This window comes from Lactococcus sp. AK05, assembly GCF_041026685.1.
In the GTDB taxonomy this organism is placed as follows: Bacteria; Bacillota; Bacilli; order Lactobacillales; family Streptococcaceae; genus Lactococcus; species Lactococcus lactis.
Genome location: NZ_JBFTEI010000002.1, coordinates 422,754 through 438,654, shown reverse-complemented (window position 1 = coordinate 438,654; position 15,901 = coordinate 422,754). Strand labels below are relative to the sequence as shown.

Genomic DNA, 15,901 nt, shown 5'->3' with positions numbered 1-15,901 from the left:
TCACATTCGTTGATTATTCGTCAGCAATTCTTGAACCATAGCTTTCTCCTTTAGCTATAAAACTTATTATAATTATAAGAAATTCAGAAAATTCTAGCGATATGATTTTTTAATGGAGCTGATAGAACTTTTAAAAGTAGAAATAAAAAAATACAACTCAAGGTTGTATTTTTACTGATTGTGCTTTTCAAAGTAACGCATTGTAATAAGAAGAGCTTTACGAAAGATTTTTGGATGTTTACGAGCAACATTTACCATGAATTTATCACCGAAAGAGTGGAGGTAGCGAAGGCTCGGTTTAATCTCTGTCGCAGCTTTATAAAAAACTTCAGCTAAATCAGAAGCTTTAGCACTATTTTTCATAAAACGGTCAAGTCCTGAAGCAACAGAATTTACCAAAGGTTGGTAAGCAGAGTTTGAACTCATATTCTTTTTAGAATTTTCTAGGGCAATATTTCCCCAGCTTGACTGAGTTCCACCAGGTTGAACACAAACTGAACGGATACCAAATTGGGCAACTTCGAGGTCCAAAACGTCAGACCATTGTTGAAGGGCTGCTTTTGTGGCATGATAATAAGCACCAAGTGGCATATAGACATCTCCACCAATTGATGAAATATTAACAATTCGTCCATAATTTTGAGCTCTCATTGTTGGTAAGACAAGTTGAGTTAATTCAACGGCACCAAAGAAGTTGGTTTCAAACTGATTGCGAATTTTATCCATTGGGATTTCTTCGGCTGGTCCGTATTCGCCATAACCTGCATTATTGATGAGGACATCAATATGACCTGCCTCATCTAAAATTTGTTTCACAAAGGCTTGGTTTGATTCAGAGCTAGTAACATCCAGTTTTAGTGCTTTGATGTTGTTTTCATATTGTGGAATTTTTTCAACGCGGCGTGCCCCAGCGTATACTTTCCAACCTCGTTTAGCAAAAAGTTCTGCTGCCTCAAATCCCATTCCATTTGAAGCGCCTGTGATTGCAACAATTTTTTGTGTCATCTCTTTAGAGTCCTTTCAATTTGTCTGTATCTTGTTTTCATGATTTTAAAAGTAATTATACCACTTTAGTAAATCAAAGGCTAAAAAAACTTCCGCGGAGTAAACGGAAGTTTTAGGAGTATTTATGAAAAAAGTTTATTTAGGAGTATGGAAACTATTATACGTTATAATGCTGAAATGAAACTTAAATGAAAAAGAAAATGTTTTTGTATTTTTAGAATCCCTTTTCTAAAAATCAATTCTAAGTATAAGGACCTGATGATTGAGTGATAATGCTAGTTTGAAGCATTCTTAGTAAGAATGTCATTTTTTATAAATGGTTTATAGAATAAATTGTACAGCGTTTGATTGGACTTGCTATCTGAAATAACGTAAAATTGTAGTGAGGAGGACGGTTACAATGAGTAAAAATTATAAAAAAATCCTAGTCGCAGTTGATGGTTCTGAGCAGGCGGAAGAAGCGCTAAAAGAAGCTATTGTCCTTGCAAAAAGAGATAACTCACAGTTATTTGTTTTACATGCGACGGATAAAAACAGTATTTATGCAGCTGGTAACCCAGTTCCTGTGGTTCCTGCACCAGCTATTCCAGTAGTTCCAGCAGTTCCCGTACTTGAAGAAAGTGCAGATAATGAAGCTAAAGAAGTTTTAGACAAAGCTTTGGCAATTATCAATAATGAAGTGAAATTTGAAGAAATTCGAGTTGATGGTTCGGCCAAAAATGAAATTGTCGATTTCGCTAAAGAACATGAAATTGATATGATTGTGATGGGCTCTTCAGGAAAAGGCGCTCTTGACCGAATGTTACTTGGTTCTACAGCAGTTTACGTGGTTAAACATGCACCTTGTAGTGTAACAATCATCAAATAAATTAGATAGATTTCAAGAATCGGCAAGCATTTGCCGATTTTTTTGTATTTTAAAAATAAATTCCTTGACAATGAAATTCTTTTCGTTTACAATTGTAAACATAGAAATGAGAAAGTTGGATTGAACAATGAAAGTTACTTTTAAAACCCTTGATGGACGTACAATGACTAAAGAATTTGCTAGTGTAGATGAATTCGTAACACTACAAAATCGTGAAATTCCGGCAATTGATGATTCAGCGAAAGTTCTTGAAGTTGTAATTTCTGGACAAGTTGAAGAATTTAGTGGAAATGTTGCTGATTTGTATTTCAAACTTAGTAAATAAGAATCTGAAATAGTGAATGGAGGAGGAAAGATGACAGATTATGTTTTTAAGGCAGGTCGTAAAGATTTGGCACCTCTTTTGTTATTACATAGCACGGGTGGAGATGAGCATCAATTAGTAGAAATTGCTGAAATGATTGCCCCTTCACATCCTATTTTGTCAATTCGTGGACGTATTAATGAGCAAGGAGTCAATCGTTATTTTAAACTCCGAGGCTTAGGTGGATTTACTAAAGAAAATTTTGATCTTGAATCTTTAGATGAAGAAACAGACTGGTTGACGGATGAGGTCAGTTTGTTGGCTGAAAAATATGACCTTGACGTCCATAAAATGATAGCTATCGGTTATTCAAATGGTGCAAATGTAGCTTTGAATATGTTTCTTAGAGGAAAAATAAATTTTGATAAAATTATTGCCTTTCATGGGATGCAATTGGAAGACTTTGAACAGACCGTTCAACTTGATGATAAGCATGTCTTTCTAAGCTATGCACCAAATGATATGATTGTTCCTCAGAAAAACTTTGGTGATTTAAAAGGTGATTTGGAAGATTCAGGCTGTCAGCTTGAAATATATGAAAGTTCACTTGGTCATCAATTGACGCAAGAGGAAGTTTTAGCCGCTAAAAAATGGCTTACACAAACAAAATAATTTTGTATTGAAAAAATTTCAGTGCAAAGTAACTAAATAGGAGAAAACAAATGGCTGAATTAACAAAAATTGAAACAAAAATACCTGAAAATCTTACTCTTGGTGGTGTTCACCACGTAACAGCAATCACCTCAAGTGCTCAAAAAATCTATGATTTTTTCACAAATATCTTGGGTCTGCGTTTAGCAAAATTAACAGTCAATCAAGATGACTATGAAACTTATCACCTCTTTTTCACAGAAGAAGATGGGCATGGAGCTGATATGACTTTCTTTGATTTCAAAGATATTCCTAAAGGAAATCATGGAGTTAATAATATTGAACGTGCTTCATTTCGTGTACCGACAGATGCGTCCTTAGATTATTGGACTCGTCGTTTCGACAATGCACACGTTAAACATGGCGAAATTTCTAGTAAATTTGGTCAAAAAACCTTAGAGTTTGAAGATTTTGATGGTCAATTGTATCAATTGATTTCTGACCAAAATAATAGTGGGGATGATTCAAAAGGACGTTCTTGGCAACTTTCTAATGTTCCGCAAGAACATGGAATTACTGGACTTGGACCTGTTTTTGTAAAAGTTGAAAATGCCGAAAATCTTCGGACCATTTTGGAAACAGTTTTTGGCTTCCGTTACGCTGGGCAAGAAGCTGATTTACATCTTTTTGAAGTGGCGAATGGTGGAAATGGAGCAGCTTTAATTCTTCAAGAAGCTGGGGAAAAAGAAGCTTATGCTTATCAAGGTTATGGTACGATTCATCATTTAGCTCTGGGAACAGCAAATCCTGAAACTTTAAACTATTGGATTGAACGCATTAAGGCTTTCCGTTTGCCACATTCTGGTTTGGTTGACCGTTTCTATTTCTCAAGTGAATATGTCAGAGTAGCGCCAGGAGTTCTCTTTGAAATTGCGACTTACACACCAGGGATTGGGGCGTTGGACATGGCAAAATCAGGTCTAGGAGCTGTTGATTCTTATGAAGAAGCTTTAATTACTTCTGGTTTCTGGATTGACCAAACTAAGGAAGAATCAGGTTTATCTTTGAGCTTACCTCCTCATTTATTCCCAGGAGATGAAGCTACAAAAGCAAGAACAGCCGCAAGTTTACGTCCATTGGACACTTCAGATGCTCATCGTGACCGCACAAAAGATGAACTATGGACTGTTGAAAAAGTATTGGAGCACAAAGCTGGAACTCCGGCTGAAACAGTGCAATAAAGGAGAACTGATGAAATCATATCAAGCAAATGAGCTCGACGAAAAAACAGTCTATAAACTTCTGTCAGGCAGTATTGTTCCACGCCCAATTGCTTGGGTGACCAGTCAAAATCTCGAAGGTCTAGTTAATGTGGCCCCCTTTAGTTTTTTCAATGTTGCTTCGTCAAATCCACCACTTTTATCCATTTCGTTTACGGGAAATAAAGATAGTTTGAATAATTTATTGACGACGAAAGAAGCAGTGGTTCACCTTGTGAATGAGGATAATGTGGAGCTAATGAATCAAACGGCAGCACCATTAGCGGAGCATATTAGTGAAGCGGAAGAATTTTCACTTGAACTTGTCCCTTCTCAGAAAGTTCAGGTTCCAAGTTTAAAGGAGTCAAATGTTCGTTTAGAAACTAAATTGTATCATCATTTACCTTTAGGAGAGAGCGGGCATTTAGTTCTTCTTGAAGTTGTCAATTTCTCTTTTGCAGAGGAACTATTGGATGAGGAAAACTTTCATGTCAATCTAAATAAACTCAAACCAGTTGGGCGTTTAGCGGGTGATGATTACAGTACTTTAGGAAATCGATTCAGCCTTTTACGACCTAGATAAATAAAAAAACTTACTGATGATTGGGTCAGTAAGTTTTTGTTTGCTTTCAAAATAAAAAAATAACCCGAAGGTCATTTTTATTATTTAACTTCTTTAAAGATTACGTGTTTACTATCTTAGGTTGTTTGAATCGCTGTAATTCAAGGGTTTTAAAATTTAATTTTATTAATCTATAAAAGGTTGCCATAAAGGTTGCCACGAATTAAATTAGGAAGATAACTCCTCAATTTTGTTAAGAAAGATATTGACTGCATCTGCTTTCTTTTTAGGTGCAAGTTCCGCATAAATATCCATTGTGGTTGCAATTGATTTATGCCCCATCCTTACTTGGAGCTCTTTCCAATTTGCTCCAGCATTAAGCATTATAGAGGCATGGGTATGCCGAAAAATGTGGAAACCATAATCGGGCAAATCAAGATCTCTCAAACGCTTTTTAAGTGTCACTCTTTCATTCCTGTCACACATGTAGTTCCCATAGATAGTTGGAAAAATTAAATCTGATGTTGCAAGGTTATTTTTTTTGAAATATTGATTCATCTCTTCATGAAATTCTTTAAGGTGGTTTAGAGTGTCGAGAGGAACTGGGACGCTCCTACAGCTTGAGTCAGTTTTAGGTGTTGGTTTACAAATTACCTTCCCTTTGATCCCTAGCTTTTTGTTTGCTCTTTTCCACATTAAAGTTTTATTGACCAATATTTCTGAGTTTTTGAAATCTAAATCGTTAATTGTCAAAGCGAGTAACTCATTGATACGGAGTGCAGAACAAAGTAGGGTATCACAAATTATTTTAAATCTCCTGTTTCCTCTACTTTCTTCTAGGACATTGAGAAAATTCAGCCACTTACTTAAATTATCATCAGTTAAAATCATGATACGCTTTTTGTTTGCTTTCGGCTTCGGAGGTATTTTTACGGTTTTAGCTGGGTTAATTTTGAGTCCAAAATTAGTTATACCAAAGTCAAAAATATCTGACAATTTATGAACAATGGCTCCAAAATCCTTAGCTTTCCCCTTTTCAGAATAATTTTTTCCAGAATTTAGAGAGTTTTGCGCATTTAATGCTAGCTCATTCACCCAAATTTGTATATCTGATGGCTCGATTTTATTTGGCTGATACTCTCCGAATCGAGGAATAATGTAAGTACTCAGATATCCTTGAACTCTATTCAGAGTATTCTCAGATGAAGCCCATGTTTCGAAACTAACAAACCAAACTTCGGCTAAATCTTTAAAGTTGGTGATTTTGACTTGCTCTTTTCTTGTTGAACCATATTTTTCAAAATCTAATTTTGCCGTTACTATTTTCCTATCAAGAGCCCTAAGGGTTTTAGCTGTAATTGTCGTTTTTACGGGTTTTCCTGTCTTCGAGTCAATACCAAGATATACACTTTTTTGTGAATAAGAGACAGAACCATCATTTTTAATAGTTTTAGTTACCTTTTTATCGTTATGTACGATTATTTCTTTTTGCATGGAGTAGGTCCTTCTTGTTGAAAAGAAAGAGCTAAGATAGTTGTATAATCCTCCTTTGATGAATATATCTATTTTAGCACTTTTTTCTTAATTGCTTAAAAATGAGATAACATCCTCAATTTTATAAAAAGCTATTCTAGTATTTTCGATTGGAGGTTCTAATCTTTTCAAGCCTATAAGTTCCCATGATTTCAAAGTATTTGGTGATATATTTAATTGTTTTAGAAGTTCTGTTTGTGTCAAGATTGACATAGAATTTTGATGTGAGTTGAGCTGTTTTATCATTTCAATTATAAGTGTTAATTGAATTTCAATTTTTAAAGTAAGATCATTAATCATATTTATTCCTTTTCTGTTAAAATAAAGGAGATAAGTGTAGAAAATACATTTATCCCAACGGACTAGAGTCATCTGACAAGGTTGCCGCCTTAATGTCAGATGGCTTTTTATTGATGGTTTTATCATTGTTTAAAAGTTTAGCAATACAACTCCCAAGAGCCTTATTAAGTGATTTCTTTTCGTGCAAAGGTTTTTCAAGGAACGTTGGTCTCCCATTATTTTTTTTTCTTTCAATAGAATTGACGGTGTATAAGCGTTCTTTTTTTCCTTGAGAAATTTCAATCGTAAGGCTTAATCGACGCATAAACTGATTGAGTTCCTCAGATTCGCTGATTTGATGAAAAAAACTTTGGGGTGAGATTGGGGCAGTAATAATGATAAGATGTGAAGAAATTGTTTTATTATGGTAGCGGGCCGCGCTTTTTGAAATGCGCTCAGGATCTAAGACCTTTAACCAGTTTTCTGCTGTCATACTCTTTGCTCTTAAGTCATCTAAAATAACAATCTGCTCTCCGGTATATTCATCATAAGGGTTCGTTGAAGCTGTGGTATAACTTGTCCAATTTTCACATCCTTTTACTTTAGCCTTGAGGGTTTCGCCCAATGTTTCGGCGAACCTGGATTTTCCTGCATTGGATAAGCCATAAATGTACAAAGTGGTTAGTTTTAGTTCACCAGATTTGATTGCTTTTTTTGTTTCGGCTTCAGCTTTGAGTAAATAGCCCTCAAAAGCTGCTTGGAATTCCATTATATGACGTTGATAAAGAAAGAGGAAGTCAGGGTTTTCAAGAACTTGTTCTCGATTGAGCGCTCCTTCTCGAATGGCTTCTAATAAAATCGGAAGCTGTTCATCTTTTTTCTTTCCTTTGGCGACGATTGCTTGATTCTTCCAGCGCTTACGATGTTCTTCTTCATAGGCCATATAATTGAATGTACCAAAAGTGGAGACTTCTTTAGGGGAATATTGGTATTTTGTCTTATCTTTGGCATGAATAAGATAGGCTAATAAATTTTCCTCGGCATATCGGCCTCGTTTAGCTGTGTCAAGATACTGAGGTTCTAGTCCTAAGGCGAGTGCCACGACATTAATATCCTTTTTCTTTTCAAACTCAACTATGGCATGGATATGAGGAGGTTTTGGGGTGACTTGATCGAGTTGTAAGTCCTTATCGTGGATGATAGAGGCGAACTTGACTAATCCTAAGGGGATAAGGGCCAAAAAGATCTGTTTTTGGAATGCTATGCTATCTTTGAAATCAACGGCGCTAATATCTGGGTTTTGCCAATATTCCTTTTTTAAAAATTGAGTGATATGAAATCTAATATTTTGAATTTGAGTTTGCTGTACCATTAATGCCTTTCTTTAGTTTTAAGTGAAATCACTTTTCTTTTCTATTCTATTAGACTTATGAATTAGACTTCCTTTTTTAGGTTTACTTTCATAATTTTTTATAGGCTTATTTTCTGTTTAAGATTGAGTGGTGGTCCATTTCTACAAGCCCTTGTCCCACCTTCGTATAAGTCTTTTAAATATCCTATCAATAAGTATAATAGTTTTAAAATTATTTTTCGTTTTGATAGGCATTCTTATTGGGACTCCGTGCGCAAGGTGATGGGGGATTATTAATATTCATAGTTATTCTAACCTTTCAAAATAGTCGCAAAAGCTTTGATAAGTGTCGCATTTTCCACAAGATAGGAGGTATAGCCTGTTTCAATACTCGTAAGAGAAGAGTACTCAATTTCAAATAGGCCGGGTGTTGCGAAAGTACTGGCAAATTTATCCTTATCAAAATGCATTCCGAGATCATTCCAGCTTTTCCCTCCAAGAGTTTGACATTTAATCCACCCTTGTTCTTTTTTAGTAGATACTGCAACTACTGCAACGTTAATTTTATTTGTCATTTAATGACCTTTCTATCAGCTTTTTAAGACAATCAGTGTTTGGTCTTTTTAGATGGCTGGTTGCTTGCTTGGCGATTCTGCCAGCAGCACCAGCCTTTAATTTTTATAATTAGCTTGACAATGCCAGCAATGATTCGCATGACGTTCAAAGGAACTAAAACGATAGTTTTCATTCTCATTAGAAATAAATTTATGAATGGCTGGGAGAAGTGCTTCAAGTGCTTCGCTTGTGAGATGATCTCTAGGGATTGGAACAATTACAAAGAGCTTATCGCCTCGAACATCTATGATGATTTTGGCAATTGCTTTGTTTAAAACTCTAATTTCAGGATTTCGTTCTCCTGTCAAGTTTCCCTCTTGTAAATTTTTTCGAACTTCGAGTTGAAAAAAGCGACGCTTTACTTTAGAGCTTTGTCTTCGACTCATAAAAAGACTTTTGTAATTCTGATGATTTGCTAGGCTGGCGATCACAATGCTTGAGAGATAGATCAAAAAGGAGCTAAATGTCAATTTGATAAACAGTGGTAGTAAGGGCTTGAGCCAAGTAATGTTTATAAAATGGATAAAAATTGAAAATGTTAAATTGAGGATGAAAATTCCCCTAGAGCTCCAGATCAAGAAGTAGTACTTCAAAAAAAAGTAGCGCAAATCGAAGTTGTGTGTCTTTGTATTAAAATATTTCATATGTAAAACCTTTCTAATTTAAGGAATATGTTGGTGTTAAGAAGGGAAGAATTGTTGTTTCATTGATTCCTCCATCTGCTACGGCAATGATTCCTGTTCCTACTCGACCGTCATGTGGGACTACAATCCCCGAAACACTACCATCAAATAGAAATTGAGCCGTGGCATCAGAAACCTTTCCAAGGAGTACCGCCATTCCAATTTGTGAGCGAGTTGTACTAGAAATTGAGTCAGCGACGTTGTAGCTCTGCCCTGAAACGCAAAGCCTTACGGAAGTGGCTCTGCCTAAAACACTGATAATATTGATCAACCGGTCAAATGTTTGGATGACAGGTTTTGAGGTTGCTAGTCCTTTTAAAGCAATAAGTTCATCTATAAATATATAATAGGGCTTGAGGATCGTGCTGGGTTGCTCTAATAGAAGACTTTGTCTTTCATAAATTTTATCAACAGCAGTTGCTAGTTCTGCGTTAACAGAATTTAGAAAATCATCTGTGTTCCCTTTTTTGAGAGGGGTTAGACACCGTATCTTTAATTTCTGAGCCATTAATGTCAAATCTGCCATCTTTGGGTCAATGGCTATGCAGTCTGCGAATGAATTGAAAACAGTCATGAGGAAATTAATAAATGTTGATTTACCACTACCAACCATACCTTGCACCGCAATGACAGGGATTTTTGACATGTCTACAAAGTAATTTTCCATTAGTTTTACTTTGTATTGGCTTTGTTTAATGATGAAGTGATCCAAGTTATTGATATGTAGGCGTTGAGGAGTTCCGTTTAAGTATGGATAAGCAAATGCACGTGCTTCTGAGAAATCGACTCCGGTCCGGGCGATTAACTTCATATTAATAGGTTTGATGAGGCTCACTAATGGAAATAAGCCAACATTCAAGGTTTGATAAATATCAAAGTATAAACTTTCAGTCAAAGGGACTGCGGAAGGGGTCTGGATGATGATTAGAATTAATTGTGTTTCTTGATCAATCTCAACTGAGAATCCGTTTGAATAAGTGGAAAGTGCTCCAATCAGTGGAGACATATTCATTAATCGGATGGTGTAATCCTTAAGTGTTTGGATGGAAATTGAACTCATTTTTGTTTCTCCTTTAATAATTTTTTATTAATCTACTAAGTCCATCATAGGGTTTTACCCTTATGATGATCCATACTCTTATTATTTCAAATTAAAATAGGAATATAAAGGGAATTAAATTTAACTATTTATTTAGAAACCGAGAGATATCAGCGTTTATACAAAGAGATATATGGATAATTTATGTAGATATAAAGAAGGGGTAAAATGTGGCTGAATTGATTAGAAAAAAGCATTATTTGTTTTAAAATTCTTTCTTCTCAGTGGAGACATATTCATTAATCGGATGGTGTAATCCTTAAGTGTTTAGATGGAAATTTAACTCATTTTTGTAGCTCCTTTAATAATTTTTTATTAATCTACTAAGTCCATCATAGGGTTTTACCCTTATGATGATCTATACTCTCATTATTTCAAATTAAAATAGGAATATAAAGGGAATTAAATTTAACTATTTATTTAGAAGCCGCGAGATATCAGCGTTTATACAAAGAGATATATGGATAATTTATGTAGATATAAAGAAGGGGTAAAATGTGGCTGAATTGATTAGAAAAAAGCATTATTTGTTTTAAAATTCTTTCTTCTCAGTGGAGATATATTCATTGATCGGATGGTGTAATCCTTAAGTGTTTAGGTGGAGATTGAACTCATTTTTGTTTCTCCTTTAATAATTTTTTATTAATCTACTAAGTCCATCATAGGGTTTTATTCTCATGATGATCTATACTCTCATTATTCCAAATTAAAATAGGAATATAAAGAGAATTAAATTTAACTATTTATTTATAAACCCCGAGATATCAGTGTTTATATAAAGAAATATACGGATAGTTTATGTAGATAAAAGAAAGGGTAAAATGTGGCTTGGTTCGTTTTTATAGCGATTGCTTATTAAGGCTCAGTCACTTTTTAACTCCGCAAAAATTAAATTAATTTACAAGGTTTTTTTACTATGGTATAATTATCTCATCTTATATAAAGAATAAAAAAGGAATCTTTTTTATTATTTACTGATAAAAAACCTTTTATAAAAAGGTTTAAATATATTATATGAGAAATATATAAAGAAAAAGAGAGTGTGGAAAGTGGAAAGTGAGATGTTTACCGTTCCTGAGATAGCGGAAATTGGGTATAAGAAGTTTGAAATTGATACAGAGGATACAGAGGCCTTTCAAAAGCAAATTCGTAAAGTGATAGAAGAGAAAATAAAAAACGGAAACGAAATTTTTCAACCAATTGGTAAAAAGAAGTCAACAAAAAAAGCTAAAAATCCTGCAAGAGCCTATCGTCAAGAGGTTAAGGACTCTATTATTGACGAAGAGCTGTTTGACTACTTGCGGGAACAATCTAAGAAAGATACAATTGAACGTTTTAAGAGCCGCTCAGATTATGATAGCGAAGCTTTGGCCATGAACGCTGACTTTCAGGAATTTATTGAAAAACAAGAGTTCCCAGAAGAAGTAGGACGCTGGGAGGGTTTGACTGAAGCTCATCGTAGAGTAATAGATAAAAGAGCATATATTATTTCAGAAGCACTGTTTGCTTACTTGTCTTCTAATCGATTTTCTTATTCAACAAAAGAAATTTCATCTTTCTTACCAATTTTTGACCCTCTGTTTATAAGAGAAAAACTATTTTTTGAAAATTTTGAATTAGATCTAAAAGGGTTAGTGAGTGACATGAATCATTATGATAGCTTATTCGAATGCCAAGGAGATTTATCGGGGAAGGATCGGCAACTTGAGGATAAACTTAAGGATTGGAAAAGTTATGCTTGGTTAAAAAATAAATGAGGGTTAAGATGGACTAACTTTCAGTCAATTAGGATAAAAAAGAGAAAACAAAAAAGAAGTTCACATCAGATTGATGTGAACTTCTTTTTTATCATTTTTTTATTAAATTGCTCTAATGATTTTTTAATCCACAATATTAATATATAGAATTTTTATTCTTGTATATATAGAAGGTTTAAGATAGAGTTAAGGCGATAATTTTCAGAAAACTTTAATTTTTCTGAAAATAAAGTTGAAAAATTATACTAAATGATTAAACTTATATCTATATTTATACGAAAATTTCTTGTAGTTTAAAGTTTGAAGCCCGTATTTTCACTTGCATTAATAGGTTTCGTTTTATATAATCAATATAGTATTGAAAATTAAAAAAACACCAAGATGGTGTTACTTAAGCAAGTTTTGATTTAATTTTTCAGAAAAACTAAAGTTTTTCTTATAGAAGTTAATAACAAAGAGGGATTATGTTTATGAATGATTTATTTTACCATCGTCTAAAGGAACTAGTTGAATCAAGTGGTAAATCTGCAAATCAAATAGAAAGGGAATTGGGTTACCCTAGAAATTCTTTGAATAATTATAAGTTGGGAGGAGAACCCTCTGGGACAAGATTAATAGGACTATCAGAGTATTTTAATGTGTCTCCAAAATATCTGATGGGTATAATTGATGAGCCTAATGAAAGTTCTGCAATTAATCTTTTTAAAACTCTAACTCAAGAAGAGAAAAAAGAAATGTTTATAATTTGTCAAAAATGGCTTTTTTTAGAATATCAAATAGAGTTATAACAATAATAAATTTTGGGAGTTTTTCTTATTAATATGATGAAAAAAGGAATTTTTGTAATTACTATAGTGATATCTATAGCATTGATAATTGGAGGTTTTTATAGTTATAATTCTAGGATAAATAATCTTTCAAAAGCTGATAAAGGAAAAGAAGTTGTAAAAAATAGCAGTGAAAAAAATCAGATAGACCTTACCTATAAAAAGTATTATAAAAATTTACCAAAATCAGTTCAAAATAAAATAGATGATATTTCATCCAAAAATAAAGAAGTTACTTTAACTTGTATTTGGCAATCTGATTCAGTTATTTCTGAACAATTTCAACAAAACTTACAAAAATATTATGGAAATAAGTTTTGGAACATCAAAAATATCACTTACAATGGCGAAACTAGTGAACAATTATTGGCTGAAAAAGTTGAAAACCAAGTATTAGCCACTAATCCTGATGTTGTTTTATATGAAGCTCCACTTTTTAATGATAACCAAAACATTGAAGCAACAGCCTCACTGACTAGTAATGAGCAACTTATAACAAATTTGGCTAGTGCAGGAGCGGAGGTAATAGTTCAACCCTCTCCACCGATCTATGGTGGTGTTGTGTACCCCGTACAAGAAGAACAATTTAAACAATCTTTATCTACAAAGTATCCCTATATAGACTACTGGGCTAGTTACCCAGACAAAAATTCTGATGAAATGAAGGGGCTGTTTTCTGATGATGGAGTATATAGAACATTAAATGCTTCGGGGAATAAGGTTTGGCTAGATTATATTACTAAATATTTTACAGCAAACTAATTAAGTTATAAATAACAATTATTAAATATTGGAGAAGAAATGCAGGAAACACAGGAACAAACGATTGATTTAAGAGGGATTTTTAAAATTATTCGCAAAAGGTTAGGTTTAATATTATTTAGTGCTTTAATAGTCACAATATTAGGGAGCATCTACACATTTTTTATAGCCTCCCCAGTTTACACAGCCTCAACTCAACTTGTCGTTAAACTACCAAATTCGGATAATTCAGCAGCCTACGCTGGACAAGTGACCGGGAATATTCAAATGGCGAACACAATTAACCAAGTTATTGTTAGTCCAGTCATTTTAGATAAAGTTCAAAGTAATTTAAATCTATCTGATGACTCTTTCCAAAAACAAGTTACAGCAGCAAATCAAACAAATTCACAAGTTATTACGCTTACTGTTAAATATTCTAATCCTTACATTGCACAAAAGATTGCAGACGAGACTGCTAAAATATTTAGTTCAGACGCAGCGAAACTATTGAATGTTACTAACGTTAATATTCTATCCAAAGCAAAAGCTCAAACAACACCAATTAGTCCTAAACCTAAATTGTATTTAGCGATATCTGTTATAGCCGGACTAGTTTTAGGTTTAGCCATTGCTTTATTGAAGGAATTGTTTGATAACAAAATTAATAAAGAAGAAGATATTGAAGCTCTGGGACTCACGGTTCTTGGTGTAACAACCTATGCTCAAATGAGTGATTTTAATAAGAATACGAATAAAAATGGCACGCAATCGGGAACTAAGTCAAGTCCGCCTAGCGACCATGAAGTAAATAGATCATCAAAAAGGAATAAAAGATAGGAGTTCAGGATGGCTAAAAATAAAAGAAGCATAGACAATAATCGTTATATTATTACCAGTGTCAATCCTCAATCACCTATTTCCGAACAATATCGTACGATTCGTACGACCATTGATTTTAAAATGGCGGATCAAGGGATTAAAAGTTTTCTAGTAACATCTTCAGAAGTAGCTGCAGGTAAATCAACCGCGAGTGCTAATCTAGCTGTTGCTTTTGCACAACAAGGTAAAAAAGTACTTTTAATTGATGGCGATCTTCGTAAACCGACTGTTAACATTACTTTTAAAGTACAAAATAGAGTAGGATTAACCAATATTTTAATGCATCAATCTTCGATTGAAGATGCCATACAAGGGACAAGACTTTCTGAAAATCTTACAATAATTACCTCTGGTCCAATTCCACCTAATCCATCGGAATTATTAGCATCTAGTGCAATGAAAAATTTGATTGACTCTGTGTCCGATTTCTTTGATGTTGTTTTGATTGATACTCCACCGCTCTCTGCAGTTACTGATGCTCAAATTTTGAGTAGTTATGTAGGAGGAGTGGTTCTTGTTGTACGTGCCTATGAAACAAAAAAAGAGAGTTTAGTAAAAACAAAAAAAATACTGGAACAAGTTAATGCAAATATATTAGGAGTTGTTTTGCATGGGGTAGACTCTTCTGAGTCACCGTCGTATTACTACTACGGAGTAGAGTAATTGGAATAAATTTTAATCAAATAAAAGACAGAAATTTGTAGAAGAGGAGAGCAAATGATTGATATTCATTGCCATATTTTACCGGGGATAGATGATGGAGCTAAAACTTCTGGAGATACTCTGACAATGCTGAAATCAGCAGTTGATGAAGGGATAACAACTATCACTGCGACTCCTCATCATAATCCTCAATTTAATAATGAATCACCGCTTATTTTGAAAAAAGTTAAGGAAGTTCAAAATATCATTGACGAACATCAATTACCAATTGAAGTTTTACCCGGACAAGAGGTGAGAATATATGGTGATTTATTAAAAGAATTTTCTGAAGGAAAGTTACTGACAGCAGCGGGCACTTCAAGTTATATATTGATTGAATTTCCATCAAATTATGTGCCAGCTTATGCTAAAGAACTTTTTTATAATATTCAATTGGAGGGACTTCAACCTATTTTGGTCCATCCTGAGCGTAATAGTGGAATCATTGAGAACCCTGATCTATTATTTGATTTTATTGAACAAGGAGTACTAAGTCAAATAACAGCTTCGAGTATCACTGGTCATTTTGGTAAAAAAATACAAAAGCTGTCACTTAAAATGATAGAAAACCATCTGACGCATTTCATTGCGTCAGATGCGCATAATGTGACGTCACGTGCATTTAAGATGAAGGAAGCATTTGAAATGATTGAAGAAAGTTATGGCTCTGATGTATCACGAAGGTTTAAAGATAATGCAGAGTCAGTGATTTTAAACGAAAGTTTTTATCAAGAAAAACCAACAAAGATCAAAACAAAAAAATTTTTAGGATTATTTTAAAGG

The 15,901-nt window shown here is 33.9% G+C and carries 18 protein-coding genes; 11 read left to right on the top strand and 7 right to left on the bottom strand.

What is annotated here, in order from left to right; genetic code table 11:
* Positions 1-171: 171 nt before the first annotated feature.
* On the bottom strand, positions 172-1,005 hold the full coding sequence (locus AB6B24_RS06740; RefSeq protein WP_057719868.1) for an SDR family NAD(P)-dependent oxidoreductase: 834 nt from the start codon (positions 1,003-1,005) through the stop codon (positions 172-174).
* 400 nt (positions 1,006-1,405) lie between these two features.
* Between AB6B24_RS06740 and AB6B24_RS06735 the strand changes: the two genes are divergently transcribed.
* From AB6B24_RS06735 to AB6B24_RS06715, 5 genes are all read left to right on the top strand, one after another.
* Complete coding sequence (locus tag AB6B24_RS06735; protein WP_029344674.1) at positions 1,406-1,873, top strand: universal stress protein; 468 nt, start codon at positions 1,406-1,408, stop codon at positions 1,871-1,873.
* Positions 1,874-2,000: 127 nt separating this feature from the next.
* On the top strand, positions 2,001-2,198 hold the full coding sequence (locus AB6B24_RS06730; RefSeq protein ID WP_012896939.1) for a DUF4649 domain-containing protein: 198 nt from the start codon (positions 2,001-2,003) through the stop codon (positions 2,196-2,198).
* 30 nt (positions 2,199-2,228) lie between these two features.
* Complete coding sequence (locus AB6B24_RS06725; RefSeq protein WP_311802227.1) at positions 2,229-2,849, top strand: alpha/beta hydrolase; 621 nt, start codon at positions 2,229-2,231, stop codon at positions 2,847-2,849.
* Between the two features lie 50 nt (positions 2,850-2,899).
* Positions 2,900-4,069, top strand: a complete 1,170-nt coding sequence (locus AB6B24_RS06720) for a ring-cleaving dioxygenase (protein ID WP_015425630.1) — start codon at positions 2,900-2,902, stop codon at positions 4,067-4,069.
* Between the two features lie 10 nt (positions 4,070-4,079).
* Positions 4,080-4,670, top strand: coding sequence for a flavin reductase family protein (locus AB6B24_RS06715; protein ID WP_003132255.1), 591 nt, complete (start codon positions 4,080-4,082; stop codon positions 4,668-4,670).
* A 207-nt stretch (positions 4,671-4,877) separates the two neighbouring features.
* Here the strand turns inward: AB6B24_RS06715 and AB6B24_RS06710 are convergent, their stop codons facing one another.
* From AB6B24_RS06710 to AB6B24_RS06685, 6 genes are all read right to left on the bottom strand, one after another.
* Positions 4,878-6,143 carry a site-specific integrase gene (locus tag AB6B24_RS06710; protein WP_205288540.1) on the bottom strand — a complete coding sequence of 422 codons (1,266 nt, stop codon included), beginning with the start codon at positions 6,141-6,143 and terminating at the stop codon, positions 4,878-4,880.
* An 87-nt stretch (positions 6,144-6,230) separates the two neighbouring features.
* Positions 6,231-6,482, bottom strand: a complete 252-nt coding sequence (locus AB6B24_RS06705; RefSeq protein ID WP_023163579.1) for a hypothetical protein — start codon at positions 6,480-6,482, stop codon at positions 6,231-6,233.
* A 49-nt stretch (positions 6,483-6,531) separates the two neighbouring features.
* Positions 6,532-7,833, bottom strand: coding sequence for a Rep family protein (locus AB6B24_RS06700; RefSeq protein ID WP_369164359.1), 1,302 nt, complete (start codon positions 7,831-7,833; stop codon positions 6,532-6,534).
* 290 nt (positions 7,834-8,123) lie between these two features.
* Positions 8,124-8,387, bottom strand: coding sequence for a hypothetical protein (locus AB6B24_RS06695; RefSeq protein WP_014571793.1), 264 nt, complete (start codon positions 8,385-8,387; stop codon positions 8,124-8,126).
* A 96-nt stretch (positions 8,388-8,483) separates the two neighbouring features.
* Complete coding sequence (locus AB6B24_RS06690; RefSeq protein ID WP_369164358.1) at positions 8,484-8,735, bottom strand: hypothetical protein; 252 nt, start codon at positions 8,733-8,735, stop codon at positions 8,484-8,486.
* Between the two features lie 349 nt (positions 8,736-9,084).
* On the bottom strand, positions 9,085-10,122 hold the full coding sequence (locus AB6B24_RS06685; RefSeq protein WP_369164357.1) for a hypothetical protein: 1,038 nt from the start codon (positions 10,120-10,122) through the stop codon (positions 9,085-9,087).
* 1,136 nt (positions 10,123-11,258) lie between these two features.
* Here AB6B24_RS06685 and AB6B24_RS06680 point away from each other — a divergent pair.
* From AB6B24_RS06680 to AB6B24_RS06655, 6 genes are all read left to right on the top strand, one after another.
* Positions 11,259-11,966 (top strand): hypothetical protein, encoded by a 708-nt coding sequence (locus tag AB6B24_RS06680; protein ID WP_369164356.1) that lies wholly within the window; start codon positions 11,259-11,261, stop codon positions 11,964-11,966.
* 470 nt (positions 11,967-12,436) lie between these two features.
* Positions 12,437-12,754 carry a helix-turn-helix domain-containing protein gene (locus AB6B24_RS06675; RefSeq protein WP_369164355.1) on the top strand — a complete coding sequence of 106 codons (318 nt, stop codon included), beginning with the start codon at positions 12,437-12,439 and terminating at the stop codon, positions 12,752-12,754.
* A gap of 33 nt (positions 12,755-12,787) precedes the next feature.
* Positions 12,788-13,555, top strand: coding sequence for a polysaccharide biosynthesis protein (locus AB6B24_RS06670; RefSeq protein ID WP_040087880.1), 768 nt, complete (start codon positions 12,788-12,790; stop codon positions 13,553-13,555).
* A 39-nt stretch (positions 13,556-13,594) separates the two neighbouring features.
* Positions 13,595-14,374, top strand: coding sequence for a Wzz/FepE/Etk N-terminal domain-containing protein (locus tag AB6B24_RS06665; RefSeq protein ID WP_311804562.1), 780 nt, complete (start codon positions 13,595-13,597; stop codon positions 14,372-14,374).
* Between the two features lie 9 nt (positions 14,375-14,383).
* A complete protein-coding gene (locus tag AB6B24_RS06660; protein WP_369164354.1) occupies positions 14,384-15,079 on the top strand; it encodes a polysaccharide biosynthesis tyrosine autokinase in 696 nt (231 codons plus the stop codon).
* Positions 15,080-15,133: 54 nt separating this feature from the next.
* Positions 15,134-15,898, top strand: coding sequence for a tyrosine-protein phosphatase (locus tag AB6B24_RS06655; RefSeq protein WP_369164353.1), 765 nt, complete (start codon positions 15,134-15,136; stop codon positions 15,896-15,898).
* Positions 15,899-15,901 lie beyond the last annotated feature (3 nt).

Excerpts from the sequence above, each read along its gene's own strand:
- AB6B24_RS06740 (WP_057719868.1), bottom strand. The coding sequence starts at position 1,005 with ATGACACAAAAAATTGTTGCAATCACAGGCGCTTCAAATGGAATGGGA.
- AB6B24_RS06735 (WP_029344674.1), top strand. The coding sequence starts at position 1,406 with ATGAGTAAAAATTATAAAAAAATCCTAGTCGCAGTTGATGGTTCTGAG.
- AB6B24_RS06730 (WP_012896939.1), top strand. The coding sequence starts at position 2,001 with ATGAAAGTTACTTTTAAAACCCTTGATGGACGTACAATGACTAAAGAA.
- AB6B24_RS06725 (WP_311802227.1), top strand. The coding sequence starts at position 2,229 with ATGACAGATTATGTTTTTAAGGCAGGTCGTAAAGATTTGGCACCTCTT.
- AB6B24_RS06720 (WP_015425630.1), top strand. The coding sequence starts at position 2,900 with ATGGCTGAATTAACAAAAATTGAAACAAAAATACCTGAAAATCTTACT.
- AB6B24_RS06715 (WP_003132255.1), top strand. The coding sequence starts at position 4,080 with ATGAAATCATATCAAGCAAATGAGCTCGACGAAAAAACAGTCTATAAA.
- AB6B24_RS06710 (WP_205288540.1), bottom strand. The coding sequence starts at position 6,143 with ATGCAAAAAGAAATAATCGTACATAACGATAAAAAGGTAACTAAAACT.
- AB6B24_RS06705 (WP_023163579.1), bottom strand. The coding sequence starts at position 6,482 with ATGATTAATGATCTTACTTTAAAAATTGAAATTCAATTAACACTTATA.
- AB6B24_RS06700 (WP_369164359.1), bottom strand. The coding sequence starts at position 7,833 with ATGGTACAGCAAACTCAAATTCAAAATATTAGATTTCATATCACTCAA.
- AB6B24_RS06695 (WP_014571793.1), bottom strand. The coding sequence starts at position 8,387 with ATGACAAATAAAATTAACGTTGCAGTAGTTGCAGTATCTACTAAAAAA.
- AB6B24_RS06685 (WP_369164357.1), bottom strand. The coding sequence starts at position 10,122 with ATGAATATGTCTCCACTGATTGGAGCACTTTCCACTTATTCAAACGGA.
- AB6B24_RS06675 (WP_369164355.1), top strand. The coding sequence starts at position 12,437 with ATGAATGATTTATTTTACCATCGTCTAAAGGAACTAGTTGAATCAAGT.
- AB6B24_RS06670 (WP_040087880.1), top strand. The coding sequence starts at position 12,788 with ATGATGAAAAAAGGAATTTTTGTAATTACTATAGTGATATCTATAGCA.
- AB6B24_RS06665 (WP_311804562.1), top strand. The coding sequence starts at position 13,595 with ATGCAGGAAACACAGGAACAAACGATTGATTTAAGAGGGATTTTTAAA.
- AB6B24_RS06660 (WP_369164354.1), top strand. The coding sequence starts at position 14,384 with ATGGCTAAAAATAAAAGAAGCATAGACAATAATCGTTATATTATTACC.
- AB6B24_RS06655 (WP_369164353.1), top strand. The coding sequence starts at position 15,134 with ATGATTGATATTCATTGCCATATTTTACCGGGGATAGATGATGGAGCT.